The sequence below is a fragment of the Corynebacterium sp. HMSC072A04 genome, assembly GCF_001809235.1.
Taxonomy (GTDB): Bacteria; Actinomycetota; Actinomycetes; order Mycobacteriales; family Mycobacteriaceae; genus Corynebacterium; species Corynebacterium hiratae.
Map to the genome: position 1 here is coordinate 1 of NZ_KV796812.1, position 23,012 is coordinate 23,012.

The 23,012-nt window shown below is 63.1% G+C and carries 24 protein-coding genes and 1 pseudogene; 9 read left to right on the forward strand and 16 right to left on the reverse strand.

The features are described from left to right. Positions 1 to 511 precede the first annotated feature (511 nt). The 7 genes from HMPREF2565_RS12550 to dapE are packed head-to-tail and all read right to left on the reverse strand — an operon-like array spanning position 512 to position 5,415. Complete coding sequence (locus tag HMPREF2565_RS12550; protein WP_046648297.1) at positions 512 to 1,399, reverse strand: methyltransferase domain-containing protein; 888 nt, start codon at positions 1,397 to 1,399, stop codon at positions 512 to 514. Between the two features lie 9 nt (positions 1,400 to 1,408). After that, positions 1,409 to 1,576 carry a DUF3117 domain-containing protein gene (locus HMPREF2565_RS12555; RefSeq protein WP_010187237.1) on the reverse strand — a complete coding sequence of 56 codons (168 nt, stop codon included), beginning with the start codon at positions 1,574 to 1,576 and terminating at the stop codon, positions 1,409 to 1,411. Positions 1,577 to 1,611: 35 nt separating this feature from the next. After that, entirely contained in the window at positions 1,612 to 1,965 is a 354-nt protein-coding gene (locus tag HMPREF2565_RS12560; RefSeq protein ID WP_070516820.1) for a DivIVA domain-containing protein, read from the reverse strand. A gap of 3 nt (positions 1,966 to 1,968) precedes the next feature. Beyond that, on the reverse strand, positions 1,969 to 2,706 hold the full coding sequence (locus tag HMPREF2565_RS12565; RefSeq protein WP_071407502.1) for a glucosyl-3-phosphoglycerate synthase: 738 nt from the start codon (positions 2,704 to 2,706) through the stop codon (positions 1,969 to 1,971). 3 nt (positions 2,707 to 2,709) lie between these two features. Continuing rightward, on the reverse strand, positions 2,710 to 3,522 hold the full coding sequence (gene folP, locus HMPREF2565_RS12570; RefSeq protein ID WP_210385911.1) for a dihydropteroate synthase: 813 nt from the start codon (positions 3,520 to 3,522) through the stop codon (positions 2,710 to 2,712). Between the two features lie 26 nt (positions 3,523 to 3,548). Beyond that, a complete protein-coding gene (locus HMPREF2565_RS12575; RefSeq protein WP_046648293.1) occupies positions 3,549 to 4,319 on the reverse strand; it encodes an LOG family protein in 771 nt (256 codons plus the stop codon). Positions 4,320 to 4,326: 7 nt separating this feature from the next. After that, positions 4,327 to 5,415, reverse strand: coding sequence for a succinyl-diaminopimelate desuccinylase (gene dapE, locus HMPREF2565_RS12580; protein WP_071407503.1), 1,089 nt, complete (start codon positions 5,413 to 5,415; stop codon positions 4,327 to 4,329). A 91-nt stretch (positions 5,416 to 5,506) separates the two neighbouring features. Between dapE and HMPREF2565_RS12585 the strand changes: the two genes are divergently transcribed. The 6 genes from HMPREF2565_RS12585 to HMPREF2565_RS12610 all read left to right on the forward strand — a co-directional run bounded on the left by HMPREF2565_RS12585 (position 5,507) and on the right by HMPREF2565_RS12610 (position 11,444). Then, positions 5,507 to 6,865, forward strand: a complete 1,359-nt coding sequence (locus HMPREF2565_RS12585; protein ID WP_071407504.1) for an amino acid permease — start codon at positions 5,507 to 5,509, stop codon at positions 6,863 to 6,865. An 18-nt stretch (positions 6,866 to 6,883) separates the two neighbouring features. Further along, positions 6,884 to 7,855: a 2,3,4,5-tetrahydropyridine-2,6-dicarboxylate N-succinyltransferase gene (gene dapD, locus HMPREF2565_RS12590; protein ID WP_070821612.1), complete on the forward strand. Its 972-nt coding sequence runs from the start codon at positions 6,884 to 6,886 to the stop codon at positions 7,853 to 7,855. 96 nt (positions 7,856 to 7,951) lie between these two features. Next, the gene (locus HMPREF2565_RS12595; protein ID WP_210385910.1) at positions 7,952 to 9,373 is read left to right on the forward strand and encodes an amino acid permease; all 1,422 of its coding nucleotides are present in this window, start codon (positions 7,952 to 7,954) and stop codon (positions 9,371 to 9,373) included. A 483-nt stretch (positions 9,374 to 9,856) separates the two neighbouring features. Further along, the gene (locus tag HMPREF2565_RS12600) at positions 9,857 to 10,717 is read left to right on the forward strand and encodes a DUF559 domain-containing protein (protein ID WP_070516808.1); all 861 of its coding nucleotides are present in this window, start codon (positions 9,857 to 9,859) and stop codon (positions 10,715 to 10,717) included. Between the two features lie 54 nt (positions 10,718 to 10,771). Next, positions 10,772 to 10,981, forward strand: a complete 210-nt coding sequence (locus tag HMPREF2565_RS14105; protein ID WP_046648286.1) for a helix-turn-helix transcriptional regulator — start codon at positions 10,772 to 10,774, stop codon at positions 10,979 to 10,981. After that, positions 10,965 to 11,444 carry a SoxR reducing system RseC family protein gene (locus HMPREF2565_RS12610; RefSeq protein ID WP_232745310.1) on the forward strand — a complete coding sequence of 160 codons (480 nt, stop codon included), beginning with the start codon at positions 10,965 to 10,967 and terminating at the stop codon, positions 11,442 to 11,444. The genes HMPREF2565_RS14105 and HMPREF2565_RS12610 overlap by 17 nt, the downstream gene beginning before the upstream one ends. Positions 11,445 to 11,877: 433 nt before the next feature. Here the strand turns inward: HMPREF2565_RS12610 and HMPREF2565_RS12615 are convergent, their stop codons facing one another. The 8 genes from HMPREF2565_RS12615 to typA form a co-directional block, all read right to left on the reverse strand. Further along, the gene (locus tag HMPREF2565_RS12615; protein WP_049154373.1) at positions 11,878 to 12,441 is read right to left on the reverse strand and encodes a GtrA family protein; all 564 of its coding nucleotides are present in this window, start codon (positions 12,439 to 12,441) and stop codon (positions 11,878 to 11,880) included. A 107-nt stretch (positions 12,442 to 12,548) separates the two neighbouring features. Next, a complete protein-coding gene (locus tag HMPREF2565_RS12620) occupies positions 12,549 to 13,355 on the reverse strand; it encodes a pseudouridine synthase (protein ID WP_046648281.1) in 807 nt (268 codons plus the stop codon). Then, positions 13,356 to 14,441 (reverse strand): succinyldiaminopimelate transaminase, encoded by a 1,086-nt coding sequence (dapC, locus tag HMPREF2565_RS12625; protein WP_049154371.1) that lies wholly within the window; start codon positions 14,439 to 14,441, stop codon positions 13,356 to 13,358. 3 nt (positions 14,442 to 14,444) lie between these two features. Then, a complete protein-coding gene (fdxA, locus tag HMPREF2565_RS12630; protein WP_005327491.1) occupies positions 14,445 to 14,768 on the reverse strand; it encodes a ferredoxin in 324 nt (107 codons plus the stop codon). Positions 14,769 to 14,818: 50 nt separating this feature from the next. Then, entirely contained in the window at positions 14,819 to 15,211 is a 393-nt protein-coding gene (locus HMPREF2565_RS12635) for a hypothetical protein (RefSeq protein ID WP_049154368.1), read from the reverse strand. Next, the gene (locus HMPREF2565_RS12640) at positions 15,208 to 16,077 is read right to left on the reverse strand and encodes a PIG-L family deacetylase (RefSeq protein ID WP_071407505.1); all 870 of its coding nucleotides are present in this window, start codon (positions 16,075 to 16,077) and stop codon (positions 15,208 to 15,210) included. Before HMPREF2565_RS12640 ends, HMPREF2565_RS12635 begins: the two co-directional genes overlap by 4 nt. Next, positions 16,067 to 17,668, reverse strand: a complete 1,602-nt coding sequence (locus HMPREF2565_RS12645) for an ABC transporter family substrate-binding protein (RefSeq protein WP_071407506.1) — start codon at positions 17,666 to 17,668, stop codon at positions 16,067 to 16,069. The genes HMPREF2565_RS12640 and HMPREF2565_RS12645 overlap by 11 nt, the downstream gene beginning before the upstream one ends. A gap of 68 nt (positions 17,669 to 17,736) precedes the next feature. Next, positions 17,737 to 19,647 carry a translational GTPase TypA gene (gene typA, locus HMPREF2565_RS12650; protein ID WP_046648270.1) on the reverse strand — a complete coding sequence of 637 codons (1,911 nt, stop codon included), beginning with the start codon at positions 19,645 to 19,647 and terminating at the stop codon, positions 17,737 to 17,739. Between the two features lie 281 nt (positions 19,648 to 19,928). Between typA and HMPREF2565_RS12655 the strand changes: the two genes are divergently transcribed. The 3 genes from HMPREF2565_RS12655 to HMPREF2565_RS12665 are packed head-to-tail and all read left to right on the forward strand — an operon-like array spanning position 19,929 to position 22,147. Continuing rightward, positions 19,929 to 20,648, forward strand: coding sequence for an Rv1157c family protein (locus tag HMPREF2565_RS12655; protein WP_071407507.1), 720 nt, complete (start codon positions 19,929 to 19,931; stop codon positions 20,646 to 20,648). Continuing rightward, entirely contained in the window at positions 20,648 to 21,184 is a 537-nt protein-coding gene (locus HMPREF2565_RS12660) for a ribonuclease FAU-1 family protein (RefSeq protein WP_070516799.1), read from the forward strand. The genes HMPREF2565_RS12655 and HMPREF2565_RS12660 overlap by 1 nt, the downstream gene beginning before the upstream one ends. A 42-nt stretch (positions 21,185 to 21,226) precedes the next feature. Beyond that, positions 21,227 to 22,147: a DUF808 domain-containing protein gene (locus tag HMPREF2565_RS12665; protein ID WP_070516797.1), complete on the forward strand. Its 921-nt coding sequence runs from the start codon at positions 21,227 to 21,229 to the stop codon at positions 22,145 to 22,147. A 3-nt stretch (positions 22,148 to 22,150) separates the two neighbouring features. Here HMPREF2565_RS12665 and zupT read toward each other — a convergent pair. Beyond that, positions 22,151 to 22,946: pseudogene (zupT, locus tag HMPREF2565_RS12670) on the reverse strand (zinc transporter ZupT). Positions 22,947 to 23,012 lie beyond the last annotated feature (66 nt).

Sequence of the window (23,012 nt, forward strand, 5' to 3'; positions counted from 1 at the left end):
TTACTCACCCACCCATGACCTAAGTCAGGTTTTAAGCGCCAGCGGGACCACGCAGCTGACGCGCGTCACTCAGCCAGGTCAGAACACACCCCGCCCTTCGCGCTCACCATAGACATCAAACAACCACCGCGGGCGCTGCCAGTGAGCGCGAAGGGAGATTGAGGCGGAGGTCGATGCAGATGCCTTCGAGCGCCGACAAGACCACGCAACCTCAGAGCCACAATGAGCCAGGCCGGGACTCACCCCGCCCTTCGCACTCACCATAGACATCAAACAACCGTCGCGTGCACTGCCGGTGAGCGCGAAGGGAAGTTTTGGTAGCCGCGCGGCGTCAAGGCCGGACCGGGGATGTAGCCATGAAATGCTGAGGATGGACCGGGGATGCAGCCATGAAATGCTGAGGATGGACCGGGGATGCAGCCATGAAATGCTGAGGATGGGCCACAGCTGCAGCTTTGAAGCGTTTAGGCCAGAAATGCAACCAGCATGCGGCCGAGAATAAAGCCGCCTATTAAGCAGAGCGCAGACGGTCCAGACGAGCGTGCGCCGTCACGGTCAGGGTTTGCGGCAGAGAGGCCATACGCTCGGCCAGCTCTTCCGGGCTGATGTGGCGCGCAGAAGGGCTCATTCCCACCTGCGCAGCGATGGATGCCTTGTCGAGGACGATGGGGAAGGAAATATCGACCGGGTCGGCCGCCTGCTCAAGGAAACCTTCCGCCTGCGCGTAAAGGCGTTCCACCTTTCCTTCCTCGACGCCGAGGATGCCCAAAGGCTCCCGCAGCTCATCGAGGTGGCCAGCCTGCGGAGTCAGCACAATAACCTCCCCGCCGGGGGCGAGCACGCGCTGGAATTCCGCCGGGTTGCGCGGGGCGAAGACGACCGAGATGGCGTGAATCGAATCATCCTTCAGCGGCAGACGCTCCCACACATCCGCGACCACAGCACCGACGCGCTCGTGCGACTTGGCCAGGTGCTTGGCCGCATGCGTAGAGATATCCAGGCCCACGCCACGAGCGCCCTCAATCGAATCGAGAGTGTGGGCAAGGTAGTAACCCGTGCCCGCGCCCACCTCAAGGAGCGCGGGGGCGGTGTCCACATCCAGGCCAGCCGCGTGCTCAGCCGCATCCTGGGTTTCCAAAGAGTCCTGGACCGCGCCGGTCACTGCCTCCACGAAGGGCGCGAAGTGCCCCATGGCCAGGTAGGTCTCGCGGGCGGTAACCATCGCGGCATCGTCGCCCTGATGTTTCAGGCCCGCGCCGGCTGCCAGCGTGACGTAGCCCTGCTTGGCCACGTCATAAGAGTGGCCGGTCTCCGACACGAGGCGAGAAAAATCATCCGCGCCCTGCAGGGCGCTGCCATCGGCAGGATCGGCCAGAATATCGACGATATGTGAAAGCATGCTCCTAGACTAGCTAGAAACTGCTACGAGGAGTGAACCCAGCTCCGCTGCTTCTTCTTTACTGAGCTCAATGACAATGCGCCCACCCCCGTCAGAAGGAATGCGCATCACGATCTTGCGGGACTCCTCTACCGCTTCCATCTCTCCACCAGTGGTACGGGGCTTCATCGCTGCCATATTGAGTCTCCTTCGACTATTTTTAGAACGTCCTTCTAGTCTAGCTCTTTTTCGGCTGACAGCGGCAGGCTCGTTGCCGCACCCGCGGGGGATGGTTCCGCAGAATCATCTGCAGAACCATCAGAAGCCACCGGCGCAGCGCCCATGCGGCGCTCGACGGCAGCCAGCAGCGCATCGACTTGGTCCTGGCGGTAGCCGCGTGTCACGACGTCGAAACGCAGATCATCGAAGCGCCCCTCCTCAAGGGCGCGCAGATTCTCCTCGTTGGTATCCACGGCCGTATCGGGAGCCTCCATCACGGTCCCCCGACCCACGATGCTTCCCCACGCCCATGTGCCAATGATGACGAGGGCGATGAGGACAACGATAAGAAGAATCCAGGACATCATGCGCTAAATCTTACCCAGCAGCGGCGGACGTTGGGCAACGGGCCCAACCACATCCGCGCGGGACAGGATGGTGCGCGCGACGACATCGGCCATCGGGGACAGCTCCTCGAGCGGGCGGTTGCGGTGGGCGCGGGTGCCTAACTCCACCTCGGCGATAGCATGGGGCCCATAGCGCTTGGCGACGTCTATCAGTAGCCCCGCTTCCACCCCATAGCCCGCCACAAAAGGCAGATCCAGGGCTGCCTCGCGGCGAATCGCATACTCCCCTCCCAGTGGTTGATCGATGTGCGCGAGCTCGGGGAAGAACACCCGCAGCAGCGGCTTGGCGCTCAGCTCCGTGACCCGCCCGCCGCCCGTGGGCTGACCGTTCAGGCTGCGTGCATAGCGCGCCTTGACCATCTGCACGTGGGGATCCACGAAAGGCTCGGTCAGCGCGGTAACCATGCCGGGCGCAGCAGACTCTAAATCCGCGTCGATGAACACGACCACCTCACCACGGGCCGCGGCCACCCCGCGCCACAGGGACTCACCCTTTCCCGGACGCGGTTCCTCGTCCAGCACCTCGCGCCAGTTGCACACCCGGGCACCCGCCGCGGCGGCCCGGGCGGCGGTCTCATCGGTGGAGTCGGCGTCGATGACGATGACCTCTAAAGGCTCATCCGCCAGGCAGGCGCGCACGACGTGCGCGACGGTGCGCTCCTCATTGAGCGCAGGGATGACAACGGAAACGCTCGGAAACATGGCTTAGGCTAGCCCCCGGGTCGTCGCCAAGGGCGCCATCTGCCCCTGGATGGCGGCGGTCATACGGATGACATCCAACGTCGGGCCCACCTCATGTACCCGAAACGCCGCCACGCCGCGCGCTGCCGACCATGCCGTTGCCGCCAGCGTGCCCGCGACGCGCTGGTCCACGGCGCGGTCGAGGGTCTCACCCACAAAGTCCTTGTTCGACAAGGCCATGAGCACTGGCCACCCCGTCGCCACGATCTCATCGATGCGCCGCAACAGTTCCAGGCCGTGAAAGGTGTTCTTGCCAAAATCGTGCGTGGGGTCGATGAACGTCAGCTCCTCCGGACAGCCGAGGTCGGCGGCGCGCTCAGCTAGCCGCGTGGTTTCCGCGATGACGTTGGCAACCACATCGTCGAAGTGCACGCGGTGCGGGCGGGTGCGCGGTGTGACACCACCGGTGTGCGAACACACGTAGCCGACCTTGTGGTGGCCAGCCACCTCGATGAGCTCAGGATCCCACCCAGCCCACGTGTCATTGACCAAGCTGGCACCAGCGGCGATAGCTTCCTCTGCGACCTCGGCGCGCCACGTGTCCACGGAGATCAGCGCCTCCGGGCGGCGACGGTGCAGCTCCGCGATAGTCGGCACGACGCGCTCGATTTCCTCGGCCGCGTCGACGTGCTCACCCGGGCCGGCCTTGACGCCGCCGATATCGATGATGGAGGCGCCGTCGTCAAGCGACTGCTCAGCACGCTGGATTGCGGGGTCGAGCTCGAAGGTGGCGCCCTTGTCGTAGAAGGAGTCCGGCGTGCGGTTCACAATCGCCATGACCCGTGCGAGGTGAGGAGCGGAGGTCACTTGTCTTCTTGCTCCCGCAGGCGCTTGTCCGACATGACCTTGTGCGCGGCCAGGATGTGAGCGACGGCTTCATCGATATCGTCGGTGACGAGGAAGAGATCGAGGTCCTCGGGGTTGATGAACCCACCCTCGGCCAGGGTCTTCTTCATCCATTCCACCAGGCCTGCCCAGTACTCGGTACCCATGAGGACGATGGGATAGTTGGTCACCTTGCCGGTTTGGACCATGCACATGACCTCGAAGAACTCATCCATGGTGCCCATGCCGCCGGGCAGACAGATGAAGGCCTGGGAGTATTTGAGGAACATGGTCTTGCGGGCGAAGAAGTAGCGGAAGTTCAAGCCCAGATCCACGTAGGGGTTCAGGCCCTGTTCGTGGGGCAGCTCGATGCCGAGGCCCACAGACAGCCCGCCGGCCTCGTGCGCGCCGCGGTTGGCAGCCTCCATGATGCCGGGGCCGCCGCCGGTGATGACGGCATATTTGGCTTCTACGAGGCGGCGGCCCAAGGCCACGCCCAGCTGGTAATTCGGGTCATCCTCCGGGGTGCGGGCAGAGCCGAAGACGGTCACGGCCTTGGGCAGCTTGGCCAGGGCGTCGAAGCCGTCCACGAACTCGCCCTGGATGCGCAAGACGCGCCAGGGATCGGCGTGCTGCCACTCGTGATCCGCACCAGACTGCAGCAGGCGCTGATCAAAGGTGGAGGACTGCTCTCCGGCGGTGCGCACGAGAAGAGGTCCGCGCAGGGTGCGCAGTTGCTCAGGAGTCATGGTGGTGTTATCCCTTCAGGTAATTCAAGAGTGCGGTCGAGACTTCGGTGATCTGGGCGATGGGCACCTGCTCGTCCTTCTTGTGAGCAAAGCCCGGATCGCCGGGGCCGAAGTTAACGGCTGGGGTACCCATCTCGGAGAAACGGGCCACGTCGGTCCACCCGTACTTGGCGCGGACGTTGCCGCCGACGGCGTCGACAAGCGCGCGCGCCGCTGGCTGCCCCAAACCGGGCAGGGCGGCCCCAGCGATGTCATCGACCTCCACGGTGATGTTCTCATGCTCGCCGAGGACCTCCAACAGGTGCGCCAGCGCCTCTTCGGAATGGCGGTCGGGAGCGAAGCGGAAGTTGACGAACATCCAGGCCTCATCCGGAATGGTGTTGGTGGCCACGCCGGATTCGAGGTGAACGATGTTGAGGCCTTCCTTGTAGGTGCAGCCGTCAATCTCGACGTCGCGCGGCTGGTAGTTGGCCACGTTGAGCATCACCGGCGCCAAGGTGTGCGCTGCGTTGGAGCCCAGCCAGGCGCGGGCCGAGTGCGCGCGAGTGCCGTGGGCGGTAACGCGCACGCGGATGGTGCCTTGGCAACCGGCCTCGATCATGGCGCCGGAGGGCTCGCCCAGCAGCGCCAGATCCCCCTGCAGCCACTCCGGGTGATCCTTCTGCAAGTGGCCCAGGCCGTTGAATTCGGTAGCGACCTCCTCGCCCTCATAGGCGATGACCGTGAGATCGTGCTTGAGCTCATCGGAGTTATACAGCTGCGCAAAGGCGTTGAGGTAAACGGCCATGCCGGATTTCATGTCCACGGTGCCGCAGCCATACATGGTGGCGCCGTCCTCCGACATGGTGTGGGGGACGTTATCGGCCAAGGGCACGGTATCGATGTGGCCGGCGAGGACCACGCGGCTTTCGAAGCCCCGATTCGTCCGGGCGCAGACGGTGTTGCCGTAGCGTTCCACCTCTACTGTGCTCTGGTCCAGACCGCGCAGGGCTTCCTCGACGGCATCAGCGATCGCTTGCTCGTGGTGCGAAGGGCTAGGGATATCCACCAGCGCCTTGGTCAGCTCGATGGGATCGGAGAAGAGATTTAAAGTCACAACCCGCCATGCTAGCGCCCCCGGTTGCTTAGTGCATTGCGTAAAGTACTTGCCGTTGCAAACAATCAACAGCGTTGAAGGTGATTTCCCTATGGCTGCGGCCACTCAACTCAAAACCCGCCACCTCACCATGATGGGTCTCGGCTCCGCGGTGGGCGCGGGCCTCTTCCTGGGCGTCGGCCTGGGCATCCAGGTCTCCGGCACCTCCGTCCTTATTTCCTATGCGGTGGCTGGTGCGCTCATCGCCTTGGTGATGTGGATGCTCGGCGAGATGGCCGCCGCGCGTCCTTCGTTGGGCGCTTTCTCTACCTATGCGGGCCAGGCCTTCGGGCCCTGGGCCAGGTTTACCTTGGGCTGGATTTACTGGTTCATGCTGGTCATGGTGATGGGCGCGGAGATTACCGGTGCCGCGGGGATTGTCTCCAACTGGTTCGGGGTGGACCCCTGGATTCCGGCATTGGTGGCCGTGGTCTTCTTCGCCATCGTTAACTTTGCCGCCGTGGGTGGCTTCGGCGAATTCGAGTTCTGGTTCGCCATCATCAAGGTGGCCACGATCGTGGCCTTCCTGGGCGTCGGTGTGCTCATGGCACTGGGTATCCTGCCGGGTATGGACCTGTCCATGGCGGGACATAACTTCACGGAGAACTTCCTCCCCAACGGCGGCCCCGGTTTTGCCGCCGGCTTGCTCGCCGTGGCTTTCGCTTTCGGTGGCATCGAACTGGTCACCATTGCCGCGGCGGAATCTGAGGACCCGGCCCACAACGTCGCTACTGCCGTGCGCGCCATCATCGTGCGCATCATGGTCTTCTACATCGGCTCCATCCTGGTCATCACCATGGCCTTGCCTTTCAGCTCCATCCAGGACGCCGACGTTGCCGCGGACTCGCCCTTCACGCTGGTCCTCGCCGCCGCGAAAATCCCCTTCGCGGCCGGATTCATGGAGGCGATCATTGCCCTGGCGCTGCTGTCCGCCTTCAACGCGCAGATCTACGCCACCTCCCGCTTGGTCTACGACATGGCCAAGGACCACAGCGCGCACCACGTCTTCCTTCGGACGAACACCTCCGGTTCGCCCATTTTTGCGGTGGTGCTCTCCATCATCTTCGCCTTCGCGTCGGTGGTTCTGCAGTACTGGAACCCGCCGGGGCTTCTGGCCTTCCTCTTCAACGCGGTGGGCGGATGCCTGCTGGTCATCTGGTGTTTCATCGTCGCTTCCTACATCAAGCTGCACCCTGTCCTCAAGACCAATGGCGAGCTCACGACGCTGCGCGTGCCGGGCTTCCCCTGGCTGCCGTGGCTGACTGCCCTAGCACTGGTGGGTCTTACGATTCTCATGCTTTTCGACGCCTCCGCCCGCAACCAAGTCCTCGCCGTCCTCATCCTGACCGTTTCCCTGGTTGTGATCTTCCACCTACTCCCGGGTAACAAAAGGCGCGGAGCGGACGCGTAGCTGCTAGGGTGTGAGCCTATGACTTCAGCATCCGCACGCGGCCTGGCAACCATTACCCATGACGGCACCGTCCTGGACGTCTGGTTCCCCGCAGTTCACACCGATATCTCTGTAGAAGCCAGCGGCACCGAGCGCCTGGAGGAGGTTCCGCAGCAGTTCGCTGACCTGGTGGGCCCCGACGAGGAGCGCGGCGTTGCCCGCATCGCGGTGGAGACCTCCATCAAGGATCTGGACGAGGCTCCCGCCGACACCTACGACGCTTACCTGCGCCTGCACCTGCTCTCCCACCGCGCAGTCAAGCCTCACGGCCTGAACGTAGACGGGATCTTCGGCAAGCTGGCCAACGTGGTGTGGACTAACTACGGCCCCTGCGCGGTTGCCGATTTCCAAATGGTCCGCGGCCGCCTCGCCTCCCGCGGCCCGGTCGTGGTCTACTCCGTCGATAAGTTCCCGCGCATGGTGGACTACGTTGTCCCGTCCGGCGTGCGCATCGGTGACGCCGACCGCGTTCGCCTGGGCGCCCACCTCGCTGAGGGCACGACCGTGATGCACGAGGGCTTCGTTAACTTCAACGCCGGCACCCTGGGCGCCTCCATGGTCGAGGGCCGTATTTCCGCGGGTGTTGTCGTGGGCGATGGCTCCGATATCGGCGGCGGCGCCTCCATCATGGGCACCCTCTCCGGCGGCGGCAAGGAGGTCATCTCCATCGGTGAGCGCTGCCTGCTCGGCGCGAACTCCGGCGTGGGCATTTCGCTTGGCGACGACTCCGTCGTCGAAGCCGGCCTCTACGTCACCGCCGGCACCAAGATTGCCGTCTTTGGCAAGATCGCGGAGGCCCTGGGCCTGTCTGAGGGCGACACCATCAAGGGCTCCAAGCTCTCTGGTGTTTCCGGCGTGCTGCTGCGCCGCAACTCCGTGACCGGCGCCGTCGAGGCCGTGGAGTGGAAGTCTGAGGCCGTGGCCCTCAACGAGGACCTGCACAAGAACTAAACGCTGTTGCTTGAGGCCCCCGTTCTTGCGGGGGCTTTTCTTGATCCCGGGCCCTTTATGCCCACTTACCGCGAGCGGCTGCCTAGAATGCTAAAGATGACTGCTCAAAACGATTCCTCTCCTCGCTCACTCGGCAGCGGCTTGAAGGTCCGCCACCTGACCATGATGGGGCTGGGTTCCACCATTGGCGCTGGCCTTTTCTTAGGCACCGGCGTTGGCATTTCTGCTGCCGGCCCCGCGGTCCTCTTGGCTTACCTCATCGCTGGATTCCTTGCCATCCTGGTCATGCAGATGCTCGGTGAGATGGGCACGGTTATCCCTGCTTCAGGCTCTTTTTCCGAATACGCGGAGCACGGTATCGGCCGCTGGGCAGGATTTACACAGGGCTGGATTTATTGGCTCGCCACCGTCGCGGTTCTGGGCGCGGAAATCACCGGCGCGGCCGGATTCATCGGCGCGTGGTTTAACTGCCCGCCCTGGATCCCCGCAGCCATCTGCGTGGCTCTCTTCGGCACCATCAACCTGCTGCGAGTGCGCTTGTTTGGTGAGTTTGAGTACTGGTTCGCCTTCATCAAGGTCGCCGTCATTATTGCTTTCCTCGTTATCGGCGCGCTGCTCATCTTCGGCCTTCTCCCCGGCCACACCTTCATCGGCACGTCTGTCTTCCTCGAAGACGGCTTCATGCCCAACGGCCTCGGAGGCGTCGCCGCCGGCTTGCTTGCCGTGGCCTTCGCCTTCGGCGGCATCGAGGTCGTCGCCATCGCCGCGGCGGAATCCGAGGACCCCGAGAAGTCCCTCGTCAACGCAGTGCGCACCACCATTACGCGCATTTCGGTGTTCTACCTGGGTTCTGTCCTCGTCATCACCTTCCTCCTGCCCTATTCCTCGCTCGGCTCCGCGAAGTCTGCTGCCGAGTCGCCCTTCACCATGGTCTTGGACCGCGCGGGAATTCCAGGTGCTGCTGCCATCATGGAAGTGGTCATCGTTCTCGCACTGCTCTCTGCTTTTAACGCGCAGATCTACGCTTCCTCCCGCATGATGCACTCGCTGGCTAGCCGCGGTGAAGCCCCCAAGCTCTTCGCCGACACCGACCATCGCGGCGTCCCGACGGCGGCCATCGCGCTGTCTGTCATTCTTTCCGCGGTGATGGTTGTTCTCAACTATGCAGATAACGGGTGGCTGCTGTCCTTCATGCTCAACGCCGCTGGCGCCTCGCTGCTCATCGTGTGGGTCTTCATCGCGGTGAGCCAGTTGCGACTGCGCCCACAGCTCGAGGCCATCCACCCGCTGCCGGTGCGCATGTGGACCTACCCCTACCTCACGTGGTTAGCCCTGGCGCTCTTTGCAGCCATTGCGGTGCTCATGCTTACCGACGCCTCCGCCCGCATCCAACTCTTCTCCGCCGCCGCCATGTTCGCTGTGCTAGCCATCGCCGGCGTCATCAACGCGAAGGCCCGCGGCATCGCCCCGACCTCGCGCCTGCCCCTACCGACAGCTGACGAGCTCGAGGCCCGCTAGCCGCCCCTCGCCATCTCGCCGCCCAACCCCCTCGTTTCCATCGCCGCCCAACCCCCTCGTTTCCATCGCCGCCCCACCTTTCGCGCTCACCGGCCGACCAGCGTTGTACCGTTTGTCCGCTCTTGGTGGCCGCCAAGGGTCAGGCGCAGGAGCTTACCCACTCAATCACTCCCTTCGCGCTCACCATCGATGAGCTGAAGAGCACCAGGCACGTGCTCCGTGAGCGCAAAGGGGAAGGCGGAACCAAACGGGCCGCTTTCCCGCCACGCCTATCACTGACCACCCTTCGCGCTCACCGGCGACCGGGGTGTCGCCTTTTCAAGGCTGCCCGTGGGCGCGAAGGGAGTTTCGGGGCGGGCAAGAGGTGCAAAAATTGCGGACGCGACAGCTTTTTAGCGCAAAATCGACGCCGCAGGGCCAAGTTATCCACAGGCGGGGAATTGACCATCGACGCGTCGTGAAGCACTGCATACCTTGAGCTTCATGAAGGCATGGACGACCGCAGAGCTTCGCGAGCAAGGCTTGAGCAAGGAGGCAATCAGGCGGAAGCTTCGCGCGGGGACGCTCTTTCGCGTGCACCGCGGGATTTATAGCGACGAGTGGTCGCCGCTTGCCGTGGCGCGGGCTCTGGCACACGGGCTCAGTCGAATACATTTCACGGGCAAGACCGCGCAGGAGATTCACCTGGGGAGGAAGCTGACGTTTCCGCTGGAAGCCGAGGGCCCGCGCACGCTTAAGGGCAAAAATTTTCGCGTGACGCATTCACGCCTGTCGGCTACTGCCAAGGTGAACGGCCTGCCTGTTGTTCAGGTGCTGTGGGCAGCCCGTCGTATAGCCGCGGCGTGCGGGCAGCTGCTGGAAGAGTACTACCGCGGCAAAACAGGGCCCGCCCGCCTCGAAGATGACCGGCGAAGGATGCGTCGGGTTCCCCGGCGTTTGAAAGAGACTATCCGCCGCACACCGATTGGGGCCGATAGCGTACCGGAGCGCCAGCTCAGCCGAAGGCTTAGCGCGGACGGGATCTTTCCTGAGCACAACGCGCTCATTGCGGGGTACCGCTTTGACCTGAAGATTGGCAAGCTCATCATCGAGGTCGACGGCTGGGAGTACCACAAAAATGATCGGGCGTTTCAAGCGGACCGCTCGAAGCAGAACGCGGCCGTAGCCCATGGGTATACGGTTTTGCGCTTTACTGCCGACGATATCCGCTACCACCTCAACGACGCCTTCTTGCTTATCAAAGCGACTCTTGAGCTGCTCAAAGGGCGAAATCCCAAGCTCCCTTCTGCGGCGACCCAGCCTTATTGGACTTGGCACTTATGCATGCAAACATTGCCATCGTGACAAGTTTTCTTTACACTTAGTCATGTAAGAGTTACACACCGTAAAGGAGGCCAGATGGCCGAGCATCAGAACATGGTTCGCAAATGGCGACGCTGGCTCGAGATGTCTCAAGCCGACCTTGCTGAACGGGCCGGCGTTTCCCGCCAGACAATCGCCAATATCGAACGCGGCAACTACTCCCCCTCCGTCTACCTAGCGCTAGACATCTGCCGCGAACTAGGAAAAACCATCGAAGAAGTCTTTGGAGATGAACAACATGATTAACGCCCTGGCCAACTACACGCTCCGCGAGATCGACCGCGCCTCTCGCGACGAATTCGAGCGCGAGACTTTCTACAAGGCCAACACCATCAGCGCTACCCCGACCCGCTTCCTCGAGCTCGTCGCCGCAGCCATCCTCGCCTGGGTCCTTCCTGGTCAGATGAGCATGCTGTGCTTCCTCGCCATCGCACCGTCTATCATCGGCAATCTCTTCGGCACGGCGTGGCTGCGCAAGCGCGTCGCCACCCCGCCTGTTGGCCGCATTTGGCCTGCGATGACCGTCTACCTCATCCCGCTCATTGTGATGTTCGTTGGAATTGCCCACAACGCTTACGCACCGGACTCCACCTCCTACTTGCTTGGCGCTGGGGCTGGCGTGACCGCCGCCATCATCTTCACGCCATTCCTTCGCCGCCGCCAGCATCAACGCGACCAGGCCCGCCTCGACTCCGAGCTCGACGACTAGACCGCACTGCCCGGCCAATCCCCATCCATCCCGCCCTTCGCGCTCACCGCGGACGGCGGGTTCCTCTATTTTGCAGGCGCCGGTGAGCGCCAAGGGTAGTTCAAGCCGATACTGCCGGCCCCCGCAAAGAATGCAGCCTTGCCCTGCCCCGCTAAACCGCTGCCGCCGCCCCTTCCCGCTCACTGTAAACGGGAACTAGCGAATCTATTAGATGCCGGTGAGCGCAAAGGGCGGGTTTCCGATTTTCGTCCCTAAGCGCTCACCAGCACGATGGAGCGCTTCCACGCCGTGTCTCCAGTGAGCGCGAAGGAAGCGGTGCGTGCCGACGCCTCCCTTCCCGCTCACCGCCGCGACACAAAGGCCCCGCAGCCTTACGCTGGTGAGCGCGAAGGGTGCGGGGCGAGGCGGGGCGAGGCGGGGCAAAGGGCTGGTATTAAGCCGGTTCGGTCTCGTGAACCAAGATCGGCGTCTTTGGCTTCGAGCGGAACGTCCACAGCTTATTGAAGATGAAGTTAATCGGCATCGCCACCACGATGGAAATGGCGTTGGCCCAGTAATACATCGTGCGGAAACCGGTGGAGTCATCGAAGATATGGGGAGGCAGCTGCAGCGGCGAGGTCGGATTCATCAGCAGGTACTGCACCGCGAGGGTCACCAAGTATGCACCGATGCCCGTAATGAGGAATGGGAAAAAGCCGCGTAGCCAGGACACTTTGTTGACGGACTTGAACGTCCACATGCGGTTGAGCTGGTAGTTCCAGGTGTTAGCCACAAGGAAGGCAATGGTGGAAAAGAGCATGAACCAACGCACGTGGAACTGCGTGCCGAACAGGTTGAACATCGCGTCATGCGGCGTGGCACCAAACCACGCCAAACCGCACTTTGCAGCCACAATCGAAGTCGCAATGTTGACCAACGTGCCCGAACCACCGACCAAACCGAACTTAATGAACTGGCCAAGATTCGAGGCAAAGCGAGCAAAGCTCAGATCCGCCATGGACACGCCCTTCGTACAAAATGCTCAATTATGATGAATAAAACTTCGTTTGAGTTTAGTCCCTCATTCAGCGCAAACTAAAACGCGCGCCGCAAGAGCGCCGAATCTCACAGCTGAAACTCACGCTTCTCACCAGAAAGCGGATCCTTAAAGCTCAAAGCTACGTGAGTAAGCCGCAGGGGCGTGGAAAAATCGTAGAGGGACAACCCGCGATCCACCGGATAAGTATCGTCCCCCACAATCGGATGCCCCAGGTGGTTAAGCACCACGCGAATCTGGTGGGTATGGCCGGTCAGTGGCCAGACATCGGCCACCGCTCCCCGAGCGCGCACCCGAGTCACCGTAGGCGTGCCGATAGGATCCACGCGGACCTGGCGCTCACCCCGCACTCGCCGCATGCCCAGCCGCACCGTGCCGTCGAAGGAGAAGGGCGCGGCCACCCGAGCACGGTAGCGCTTCACCACCGCACGCTCCTGAAAAAGCTGCTGGTACGCAGCGCGCGTGCGCGGATTACGCGAGCACAGCACCAACCCCGACGTCAACCGGTCCAGCCGGTGCAGCGGCACAATAGAGTCCTCCCCGTAGTCCACGCGCAGGCGGGTTTGGAGGGTCTCGCGCACGATGCGCCCGTTCGACGTCGTGGGCAGAAAGTGCGGCTTGTCCGCGACTATCAGGTCCCCGTCCTCAAACACCACGCGGTAATCAAACGGAATAGGCTCTTCGGAAGGCACCGAAGGGTGATACCAGGCCAGCGTTGGGCCGGGAAGCACAGTGCCGGGCTCTAAGCGAGTACCGGGCGAAAACGCGGAATCGCCCGCCTCACCTGCCCAATAGGTAGGAGTGGCGGGCACGATGCCCGTGAGCATCACCTTACGCGGGCTAATCCCCTCCCGCGCTGGTGGGCGAAAGGCCATTTACGCAGCCAAGCGGGCCACGGCTGCGGCGATGCGCTCATCAGTGCCGTTGAGGCCAATGCGCACGAATTGCTCGCCCGCTGGGCCATAGAAGTCACCCGGTGCAACGAGGATGCCGCGCTCGGCCAGCCAGTCGACGGTCGCCCGGCAGTTCTCACCGCGCGTTGCCCACAGGTAGAGCCCAGCCTCGGAGTGCTCGATCCGAAAGCCCGCGCCGGTCAGTGCCCGCATGAGATCCACACGGCGCGCGGCGTAGCGTTGGCGCTGGAGGGCTTCGGAGGGGTCGTCGTCAAGCGCGGCGACCATGGCCGCCTGGATGGGGCCTGGAACGATGAGCCCTGCGTGCTTGCGCAGCTCCAGCAGCTCCGCGATGAGCTGGGCATCGCCCGCGAAGAAACCGGCACGGTAAGAAGCCATGTTCGCGCTCTTGGACAGCGAATGCATCGCAATGAGCCCGGTGTTGTCGCCATCGGTCACGCGCGGATCCAGGATGGACACCGGCGGGTTCTCATCATCCCAGCCCAGGCCCATGTAGCACTCGTCCGAGGCCACGATGGCGTTGTTCGCGCGCGCCCAGGCAACGATCTCACGCAGCTTCTCGACGCCCAACACCCGGCCCGTCGGATTCGACGGCGAGTTGATGAACACGAGCGACGCATCCTGGAAATCCTCATCGGCGCGCAGAGGCTTGGCACCGGCCAGAAGTGCACCGACTTCATAGGTGGGATAAGCCACCGTCGGGAAAGCCACGGTCTCGCCGCGCATGCCCAGCAAGGTAGGCAGCCAGGCGATAGCTTCCTTAGTGCCGATGACCGGCAGCACCGCGTCCACGTTCATGTTGTAGCGGCGCTGCAGCGCCTTCGCAATGGCCTCGCGCAGCTCCGGGGTGCCCTGTGTCTGCGGGTAGCCGGGGGCCTCGGCCGCTGCGGACAGCGCTAACTGCACGCCTGGGGCCACCGGATCGACGGGATTGCCCACCGATAGGTCAACGATCCCGTCCGGGTGCGCCTGTGCTTTCTTCTTGGCGTCAGCAAGCGAGTTCCACGGAAAATCCGGGAGCGTGTCTCCCAGCGGCGTGCGGCTCATCTATTACTCCTGGTTCTGAGGCGGGAGTGCAGCGATCATCGGGACATCAAAGTCCTGCGGGCCGAGCGCAGCTGCGCCGCCCGGGGAGCCGAGATCATCAAAGAAGGCGGCGTTAGCATCGTTGTAGTCCAGCCACTCATCCGGGACATCATCCTCGTAGAAGATGGCCTCCACCGGGCAAGCCGGCTCACAGGCGCCGCAGTCCACGCACTCGTCCGGGTGGATGTAGAGCATGCGCTTGCCCTCGTAGATGCAGTCGACCGGGCACTCTTCAACGCAGCCGCGGTCCATCACGTCGACGCAAGGCTGCGCGATGGTGTAAGTCATAAGGTGTTTAAACTCCTGTGTGTCACGGGTTTTCTACGACTAACAGTATGCTACTCCGAGGCGAAAAATGGCCAAACGCTACCCGCGATTCCCGCGGCGAACAGCAGCAGGCTGAGAATATTATTGGCTAGCAAGCTACCGTCCCCGATGGCGGCACCCAGCATGAACGCGAGGAAACCCGCCACCCAAGCTAAACCGGGCAAGCCCGCGATGTAGGGATTCTCACTCCACAGCCGCGCTGTGCGGGTCAGCACCCCGTTGAACCAGAAGGCGATGAGGATGGTGATCGGAAAGGCCACGCTGGCCCCGTCGAACCATGGCACGCGGGCGGTGAGATAGACCACCTCTAAGGTCAGCGAGCAGAGTGCGCCTAAGACGAGCCACACTAGGCCCCCTACTTGCTCGCCGCGGGAGAAGTCGGTGCGGATTGCGCGCTCGCTCATTTCTCCCCCAGCAATGAATCCTGCAGCTCACCTTGGCCCAGCTGGTAGAACTCGTGGCGCAGCAGCGGCATGGTGAGCAGGTTGGACAAGGCATAGGCAGCGGGAACCTCCGCGGGATCCTTCAAGCCCGCCTGGGCGGCGTGAGGGTTGACGGTGGTGAGGGAGCCGTCGGCAAGCCAGATCTGCGTGGCGTGGGCCAGCATCGCTGCGCGCTTGGCGCTGAGAGCCGCGTCAGTGAGCTCGTATGCCACATCGCAGCCAGCATTGGTGAAGTTATCCAGGTACTCCTTATCGGGCAGGCTCCAGCCCTCCGGAGGGGTAACAGCATCGAGGCCGCGGTAGTGCGCGGCGCGCTCAAAGACGGCCCACCAGATGCGCTGCTCAGGCGCGGCAGCCGCGTGCACGGCCTTGTGCACAGCGATATGGTCGGGGTGCCCGTAACCGCCGTCCGGGCCATAGGTCAGCACTGCATGTGGACGCAGCGCGACAAGGTGGCCCCGCATCAGGTCGGCGGCCTCTTCCACGCGGTTGACCAGGGCCCGCGGATTCTCGTGAGCGGGCGAGCCTTCCATGCCGGAATCGCGGAAGTGCCCGAAACCACCCAGCTGAATACCGTCGACGCCTAAAGCGTCGAGCGCGTGCTTAAGCTCCCAGGCGCGGAACCCTCCCAGCTGGTCGGTCTCCGCGAGGCCCTGGTAGGGCTCGCCGATGATCTCGCCTTCCTCACCCAGCGTCGCGGTAATCACGGTGACCTGCGCGCCGCGCGCGGACAGGTCCACCAACGTTCCGCCGGTAAAAAGCACCTCGTCATCTGGGTGGGCATGAACGGCCACGACACGGTAGCCGGTGAGCTCCTTAGTCATCATCTTTCCTCCACTGCGGTGCGCTGATGAGGCCGGAGTCCCAGTCCTCAATGCTTTGTCCGGGGCCAACAATACCCTTGCCCAAAGCATGGATACGCACCTCGTTGAGCAGCGGGACGAAGAGCGCTTCCTCCCTGTTGAGATGCTCTACGCGCTCCTGCGCGGTCGCGGAATCCACGTCGCCAGAGAGAATACCCAGGGCAGTGTCGGCGGAGTTTTCCGGGCAGTACCCGGACAACGTTGCCGCCGGGCGCGTGGGTGTCGCGCACACGAAATAGCTGGCCAGGCTGAGTGCGTCCTCGCCGTTCTCATCCCACGCCACCACAGCATCCACCTTGCCCGTTGGGAGCAGGTCGGAGGTAATCGTGGTCAAGCGTTCGGTGACGACCTCCGCGTCGATGGCTTTGGCTTGGAGCACGTCCACGATGGTGGTGGCCGCCGCCAAGGCGGTGGGGTACTGGGGATCCACGGCAATCCGCACCGGCTTGCGGCCCGCACGCTCGCGCAATGGGGCGAGCTCCGCGTGGCTATCGAAGGGATTGTTCCCAGACTTGAGCTCCGAGGCGCGGCCGGTGGCGAGGCGGGCTAGTTGGTCGGTGTCGAGAAGCGAGGCTAACGCACGGCGTTGCGCCTGTTCATCGAGCGCTCCCTCGACGGCCGACATGTTCAGCCGCAGCTGGCGTTGCCGGGTCACCACACCGGTATTGACGTTGCTGAGCAGGCTCAAATTCTCCAGGGTGGTCTGCTGCGGGGTGATATCAGCAAAACCGATCTGGTGCGAGCGCAACATGTTCACCGCCTGCGCGGTATCGCGCACAGCGCGCAGCTGAATGACGTCGATATTCGCGGGATCTTCTCCCCAGAACCGGTCGTTGCGGTTGAGGGTAATGATTCCCCGGCCGCGATCCATTCCGGCGACGAGGTAGCGCCCGGCCGAGGCGGGGATCCCGTCAGCCAGGGCCGAGGCGAAATCGCGGTCTTCCAGGAGGTGGGAGGGCACGAGGTTGGCAAAGAGCTTCTGCCAATCCTCCACGCGATGGGCAAAGTCAACGGTGACCACGCGCCCATTCCCGGAGGTCCGCACGGCTGTAATTGCCCGGTAGCCAGCCACGTCCTTCGCGCCCGGCGTGCGCGTTATCTGGGACCACAGGTAGTTAAAATCGGAGCCGCTGATCGGCGTGCCATCCGACCATTGCGCCGGCCCGGCGATGGTATAGCGCACCCGCATGGCAATGCTGCCGGGGGCTTCGATCTCCTCTGCAGATTCCAGGACATCCGTATCCATCTCAGAGCCGTGGAAAGCTGAAGGAAGGACCAGCTCCGCAATCTGGTTGACCAGCTCGGAGTTGTTCGCCACTAGGTGTGGGTTGAGCCCACCGCGCAGCGGGTCCACCCCAATCGCCACGGTGCTGCGCTCCGGCAGAAGGTCCTCTTCGGGTGCTGCCTCAGGTGGCGGGGCCGTGGTGGTTGAGTTCGTTGGCGTGGTACTGCGATCGTTCTCATCTACCACCGGCGGCGGACCGGGGTTGGCCTGGCAGGCGGTAAGCAGAGCGGCTGCGAGGATAACGCCAAGCCGAGGCAGGAAACGGTCCACTCCACACAACCTTTACATTCCGAAAACTTTCCCTACCACTGTAGTTGCCCGGGGCGGCGCTGAGCGAACTACTTGTTGAGCTGCTTGGCGCGGGCGGCCGCACGCTTGCGGTCGGTGGCGGACAGCTCGACCTTGCGCACGCGCAGAACGTTCGGGCCGACCTCGACGCACTCGTCGGTGCCACAGAACTCCAGCGCCTCTTCCAGGGACAGGGTCCGGGCCTTGGCGAGGGTGACGGTGGCATCCGCGGTGGCGGAGCGCATGTTGGTCAGCTTCTTTTCCTTGGTGATGTTGATATCCATATCCTCATCACGGTTATTGGCGCCGACAACCATGCCCTCGTAGGCCTCCATGCCCGGCTCCACGAAGAAGTCACCGCGGTCCGCCAGCTGCTGGAGGGCGTAGGCGGTGATCTGTCCGGAACGGTCGGCCACCAGCGAGCCGGTCGGACGGGCCTTGATGTCGCCGGCCCAGACGTCGAGGCCATCGGAGATGGAGTTGGCGATGCCAGCGCCGCGGGTCTCCGTCATGAACTGGGTGCGGAAACCGATGAGACCGCGGGCGGGAACGCGGAAGACCATGCGGACCCAGTCGCCCTCGCGCACGTCCATGGACTGCATCTGCCCCTTGCGGGTGGCCAGCAGCTGGGTAATAGCGCCCTGGTGCTCGGAGGGGGAATCGATGGTGAGCATCTCATAGGGCTCCATCGTCTTTCCGTCGATGACCTGGGTGACTACCTGCGGCTTACCGACGGTCAACTCGAAGCCCTCGCGGCGCATGTTCTCGATGAGTACGGAAAGCGCCATCTCGCCGCGGCCCTGGACTTCCCAAGCGTCGGGACGCTCGGTCGGCAGCACCTTGATGGAGACGTTACCGATGAGCTCCTGGTCCAGGCGGGCCTTGACCAAGCGGGCGGTGAGCTTATCGCCGCCGCCCTGGCCTGCCATCGGGGAGGTGTTCACGCCAATGGTCATGGAGATGGCCGGCTCGTCGACCTTGATGCGCGGCAGCGGCTGCGGGTTCTCCACGTCCGCGATGGTGTCACCGATCATGATGTCGGAGATACCGGAGATCGCCACGATGTCACCGGCGATGGCCTCGGTATCCGGCTGGCGCTGGAAACCGACGGTGCGCAGGAGCTCCGCCACCTTGACGGTCTTGGTGTGCATCTCCCCTTCCTCGTCGTAGTGCATCCAGGCCACCTGCTGGCCCTTCTTGAGGGTGCCCGAGTAGATACGAAGCAGGGCGATACGACCAAGGAAGTCATCGGAGTCCAGGTTGGTCACGTGTGCCTGCAGAGGGGCGTCGACCTTGGCGGAGGGCTCGGGGAGGACGTCATAAATAACGTCGAAAAGCGCCTGCAGATCATCGGCGTTCGGAACGTTGCCATTGCCTGGGTTCTCAGTGGAAGCCTTGCCCTCGCGGCCGGAGGTGTAGAGGACCGGCAGGCCCAGCAGCTCCTCGGCGGCAGCGGCTGCTTCCTCGTCCTCGAGGCCAGCGGCGATTTCCAGCAGCAGGTCCTGGGCCTCGGTGACGACCTCGTCGATGCGGGCGTCCGGGCGGTCGGTCTTATTCACGCAAATGATGACCGGCAGCTTCGCCTCCAGCGCCTTGGTGAGCACGAAGCGGGTCTGCGGGAGGGGACCTTCGGAGGCGTCGACAAGCAAGACGACGCCGTCCACCATGGAGATGCCGCGCTCGACCTCGCCGCCGAAGTCGGCGTGGCCTGGGGTATCGATGACGTTGATGATGAGATCCCCGCCGTCCTTGCCCAGGCCCTTGCGGTGGATGGCGGTGTTCTTCGCCAGAATGGTGATGCCGCGCTCGCGCTCCTGATCGTTGGAGTCCATGACGCGATCCGAGTGTTCGCCATGGTCGCCGAAAGCGCCGGACTGCTCCAGCATGCCGTTGACAAGGGTGGTTTTACCGTGGTCAACGTGCGCGACGATGGCTACGTTACGGAATTCAGTATTACTCACGTGTGGGGTGCTCCTTCAAAGCATGGTGCGTTAGCGATGTGAACGGCCCTTAAATATACTCTCTAGCCCTTTGATGTGCAGCATCGCGCGCATCATCCCGCAGAGCGCTGCGGGATGTAACAGATTGGTATCAAGCACCGACATACCGCACAGTAGGGCTCTAAAAAGAGTTGACTACGCCGAAAAAGTGAATATTGTGACAGCAGATACTATTGTGACTGATGTGATCACTGTGTAGTTTCTGTGACGTCACTTCCCCCACCCACACACAAGGATTCTCCATGGCCTTTTCTGAACAGCACTCCACCGGTTCCGCCCGTCGCGGCGTAGCCGGACTCACTGCTGCCCTGATGATGGGCCTGCTCAGCATCACGCCCGCGCATGCCGGCGCCCCTGATCTCTCCTCGCTGGTGAACGTCTCCCAGAGCAGCAACCCGCTGGACAGCCTCGGCCGTCCCACCCCGGAGACGCAGGAGCGCGTTCGTGCTTTCGCGGCACAGCCATGGATCCCGCAGGAGGCCCGCAGCGCCATCCTCACCGCACTCAACTTCACCGCTGGTGAAGGCGGCGAGGGCGGCGTCGCGATGCCGGAGGGAAATAACCCTGGCTTCCGCCAGTTCTACTGGCCCACGGTCTCCGCGCAGTGCATCGGCGGGCAGGGCGATTCGGTGGGTTCCGCCATCGCCGTACCTGGCCCGACCGATATGCCGGCCCCAGGCGCCGGTGAAGGCGAAGCCGTCTTCCTCTTCACCGCCCTGGGTACCCCGACCGCCGCTGAAGAACAGGGCGCCATGCGCGTCCAGTGGTTCAACCTGGACACCTTCCAGTTCGGCACCACTCCCCTCTTCAACAACGGCATCAACACCGACGGGCCAACCACGGTCTCGGGCCGCGCAACGACCGGCAAGGGCACCATCGTGGCGGTCCTCTCCGGTGCGGTCAACACTGCTGAATCCTCGTGTTCCTTCCCACCTACCGCGGCTTTCCTCGAGGTGAACTAATGAGCACAGATCTGCACCCAGTCAAGCAAGAGACTTTCAATACGGCCGACAACATCAATGTCGACCCGAAAGGTTTCCAGCGCGAGGTAGACACCTACCGGGTCACCGATTTTGGCCTGTACATGGCCCGCGGCGCCAACCACCCGCGCTTCGGCTACCTCGAGTCTTGGCTGCTGCCAGAGCTCGGCCTGCGCGCCAATATCTTCCACTTCCGTGAAGGTGTGGACGTGCACCAAGACTTCTACATCGACGTTGCCGATATCGACATTGACGGGGACGTGTGGACCACCCGCGATCTCTACGTCGACTTGGTCTCCACCTCCGGCGAGCCGGTTGACGTGCTCGACATCGACGAGCTAGCCGCCGCCACCTCCAACGGCCTTATCAGCGCGGAGGAAGCCGAGCGCGCCATGGAGCGCACGCTGGCCGCCGTCGAGGGCATCACGCGCTACGGCGATGACGCCATGAATTGGTTGCGCACGCTGGGAATGGACCTTACTTGGGCAGAAAATGTGGAGCTCGTTCCTGCCGAGTAACCTAGGGTGAGTACTTCTCCCCTACCTTAAAGGATGTGAGTCATGGCCGGTGGCCTCTTTGCCCTGCTTGACGACGTCGCCCTGATCGCCCGCTCCGCTGCCTCCAGCGTCGACGACGTGGCAGCGTTGGCCGGCAAAACCTCGGCGAAAGCAGCGGGAGTCGTCGTCGATGACGCCGCTGTCACGCCTCAATATGTCCAGGGCGTCAAGCCGCAGCGTGAGCTGCCCATGATTTGGCGCATCACCAAGGGCTCGCTCATCAACAAGCTGGTCATCATCCTTCCCATCGCGCTCATCCTGTCCTGGATCGCGCCGTGGGCGCTCACCCCTATCCTCATGTGCGGAGGTACGTACCTGTGCTTCGAGGGGGCGGAGAAGATCTTCCATGCTGTCCTTCACCGCGGTGAGAAGGACGAAAAGACCGTGGAAGAAAAGGGCCCCGATGCCGAGGACTCCCTGGTGAAATCCGCTATCACCACCGACCTCATCCTGTCGGCCGAAATCATGGTGATCTCCCTCAACGAGGTCATTGATCAGCCCTTCTGGCTGCGCCTCGGTGCCCTGGTCACCGTCGGCGTGCTTCTCACTTTGGGTGTCTATGGCGCCGTCGGGCTGCTAGTCAAGATGGATGACATCGGCGTCGCCCTGCTCAAGCGTCACGATGGTGACTCTGCCCTGGGTACCGCATTGGTCAAGGGAATGCCCATCGTGCTCAAGATCATCGGCATTATCGGCACCGCCGCCATGCTGTGGGTCGGCGGCCACATCGTGGTCAAGGGTCTGAGCGAGTTCGGCGCCGAGCAACCCTATGGCTTCATCCACCACGTCACCGAAAGCATCGGCAACGGCGCACTCGCCTGGACGGCAGATACTGCCTTGTCCATGCTGTGTGGTTTTATTCTGGGCGCAGTCATCGTCTCCATTGTCATGGCGGTCAAGGCCACCGCGGAGCGCGTGAAATAACCTCTAAATAAACAGCGCGAGTGAAACCGCCATCACCGCCATACCGGCTATCAGCCCGTAGATGGCGCAGTGGTGTTCGCCGGTCTCCTCTGCCGTGGGCAGAAGCTCATCCAAGGAGATGAACACCATGATGCCGGCGATGACGGCAAAGCTGATGCCGAACGTCATCGGGCCGATAAATGGCATCAGCAGCGCGAAGCCAATGAGAGCGCCGAGGGCTCGGCCAAGCCAGATAGCGTGGCCCACCAGAAGGCCCTCTTCCGCGAGCCCGTCGCGCTGCGCAGGGGCACTGCGACCGCAATGCCCTCGGGGATGTTGTGGATGGCGATAGCCACGGCGACGGGGATGGCGATCTCCGGGGCTTCGAGGCCTGAGAGAAACGTGGCAAGCCTTCCGGGAAGTTGTGGATAGCCAGCGCGAAGGCGGTGAACATGCCGGTCTTCATCAGCCGTTTGCGCCGCGCGTCCTCCTCGGTGGTGGCCGGCTCGTGCGGGTTAATCTCCTCGGGCACAAGGCGGTCAATGATGGCAATGATCGCAATACCCGCGAAGAATGCCGCCATCATCGTCCAGGTGGCGCGCGCTTCGTCCCCGAGGGTGCTTTCTAGCTTCTTCAGGGCCTCCGGCAGGATTTCCATGAAGGAGACGTAGAGCATCACACCTGCGGACAGGCCCAGGGCAGCGGCCATGAACTTCGGGCCAGGTTCTCTCTTGCCTACGGCGAGGGCGCCTCCGATGGACGTCGACAAGCCCGACAGCAGCACAAGGCTGAAAGCGAACGCGATGGTGGCTAAGTCCATAGTGGGAAACTATAGCGTGTCTAACCCGGCCTCTGCGTAAGCTTGGAAGGAGTCCATCGTATCCCA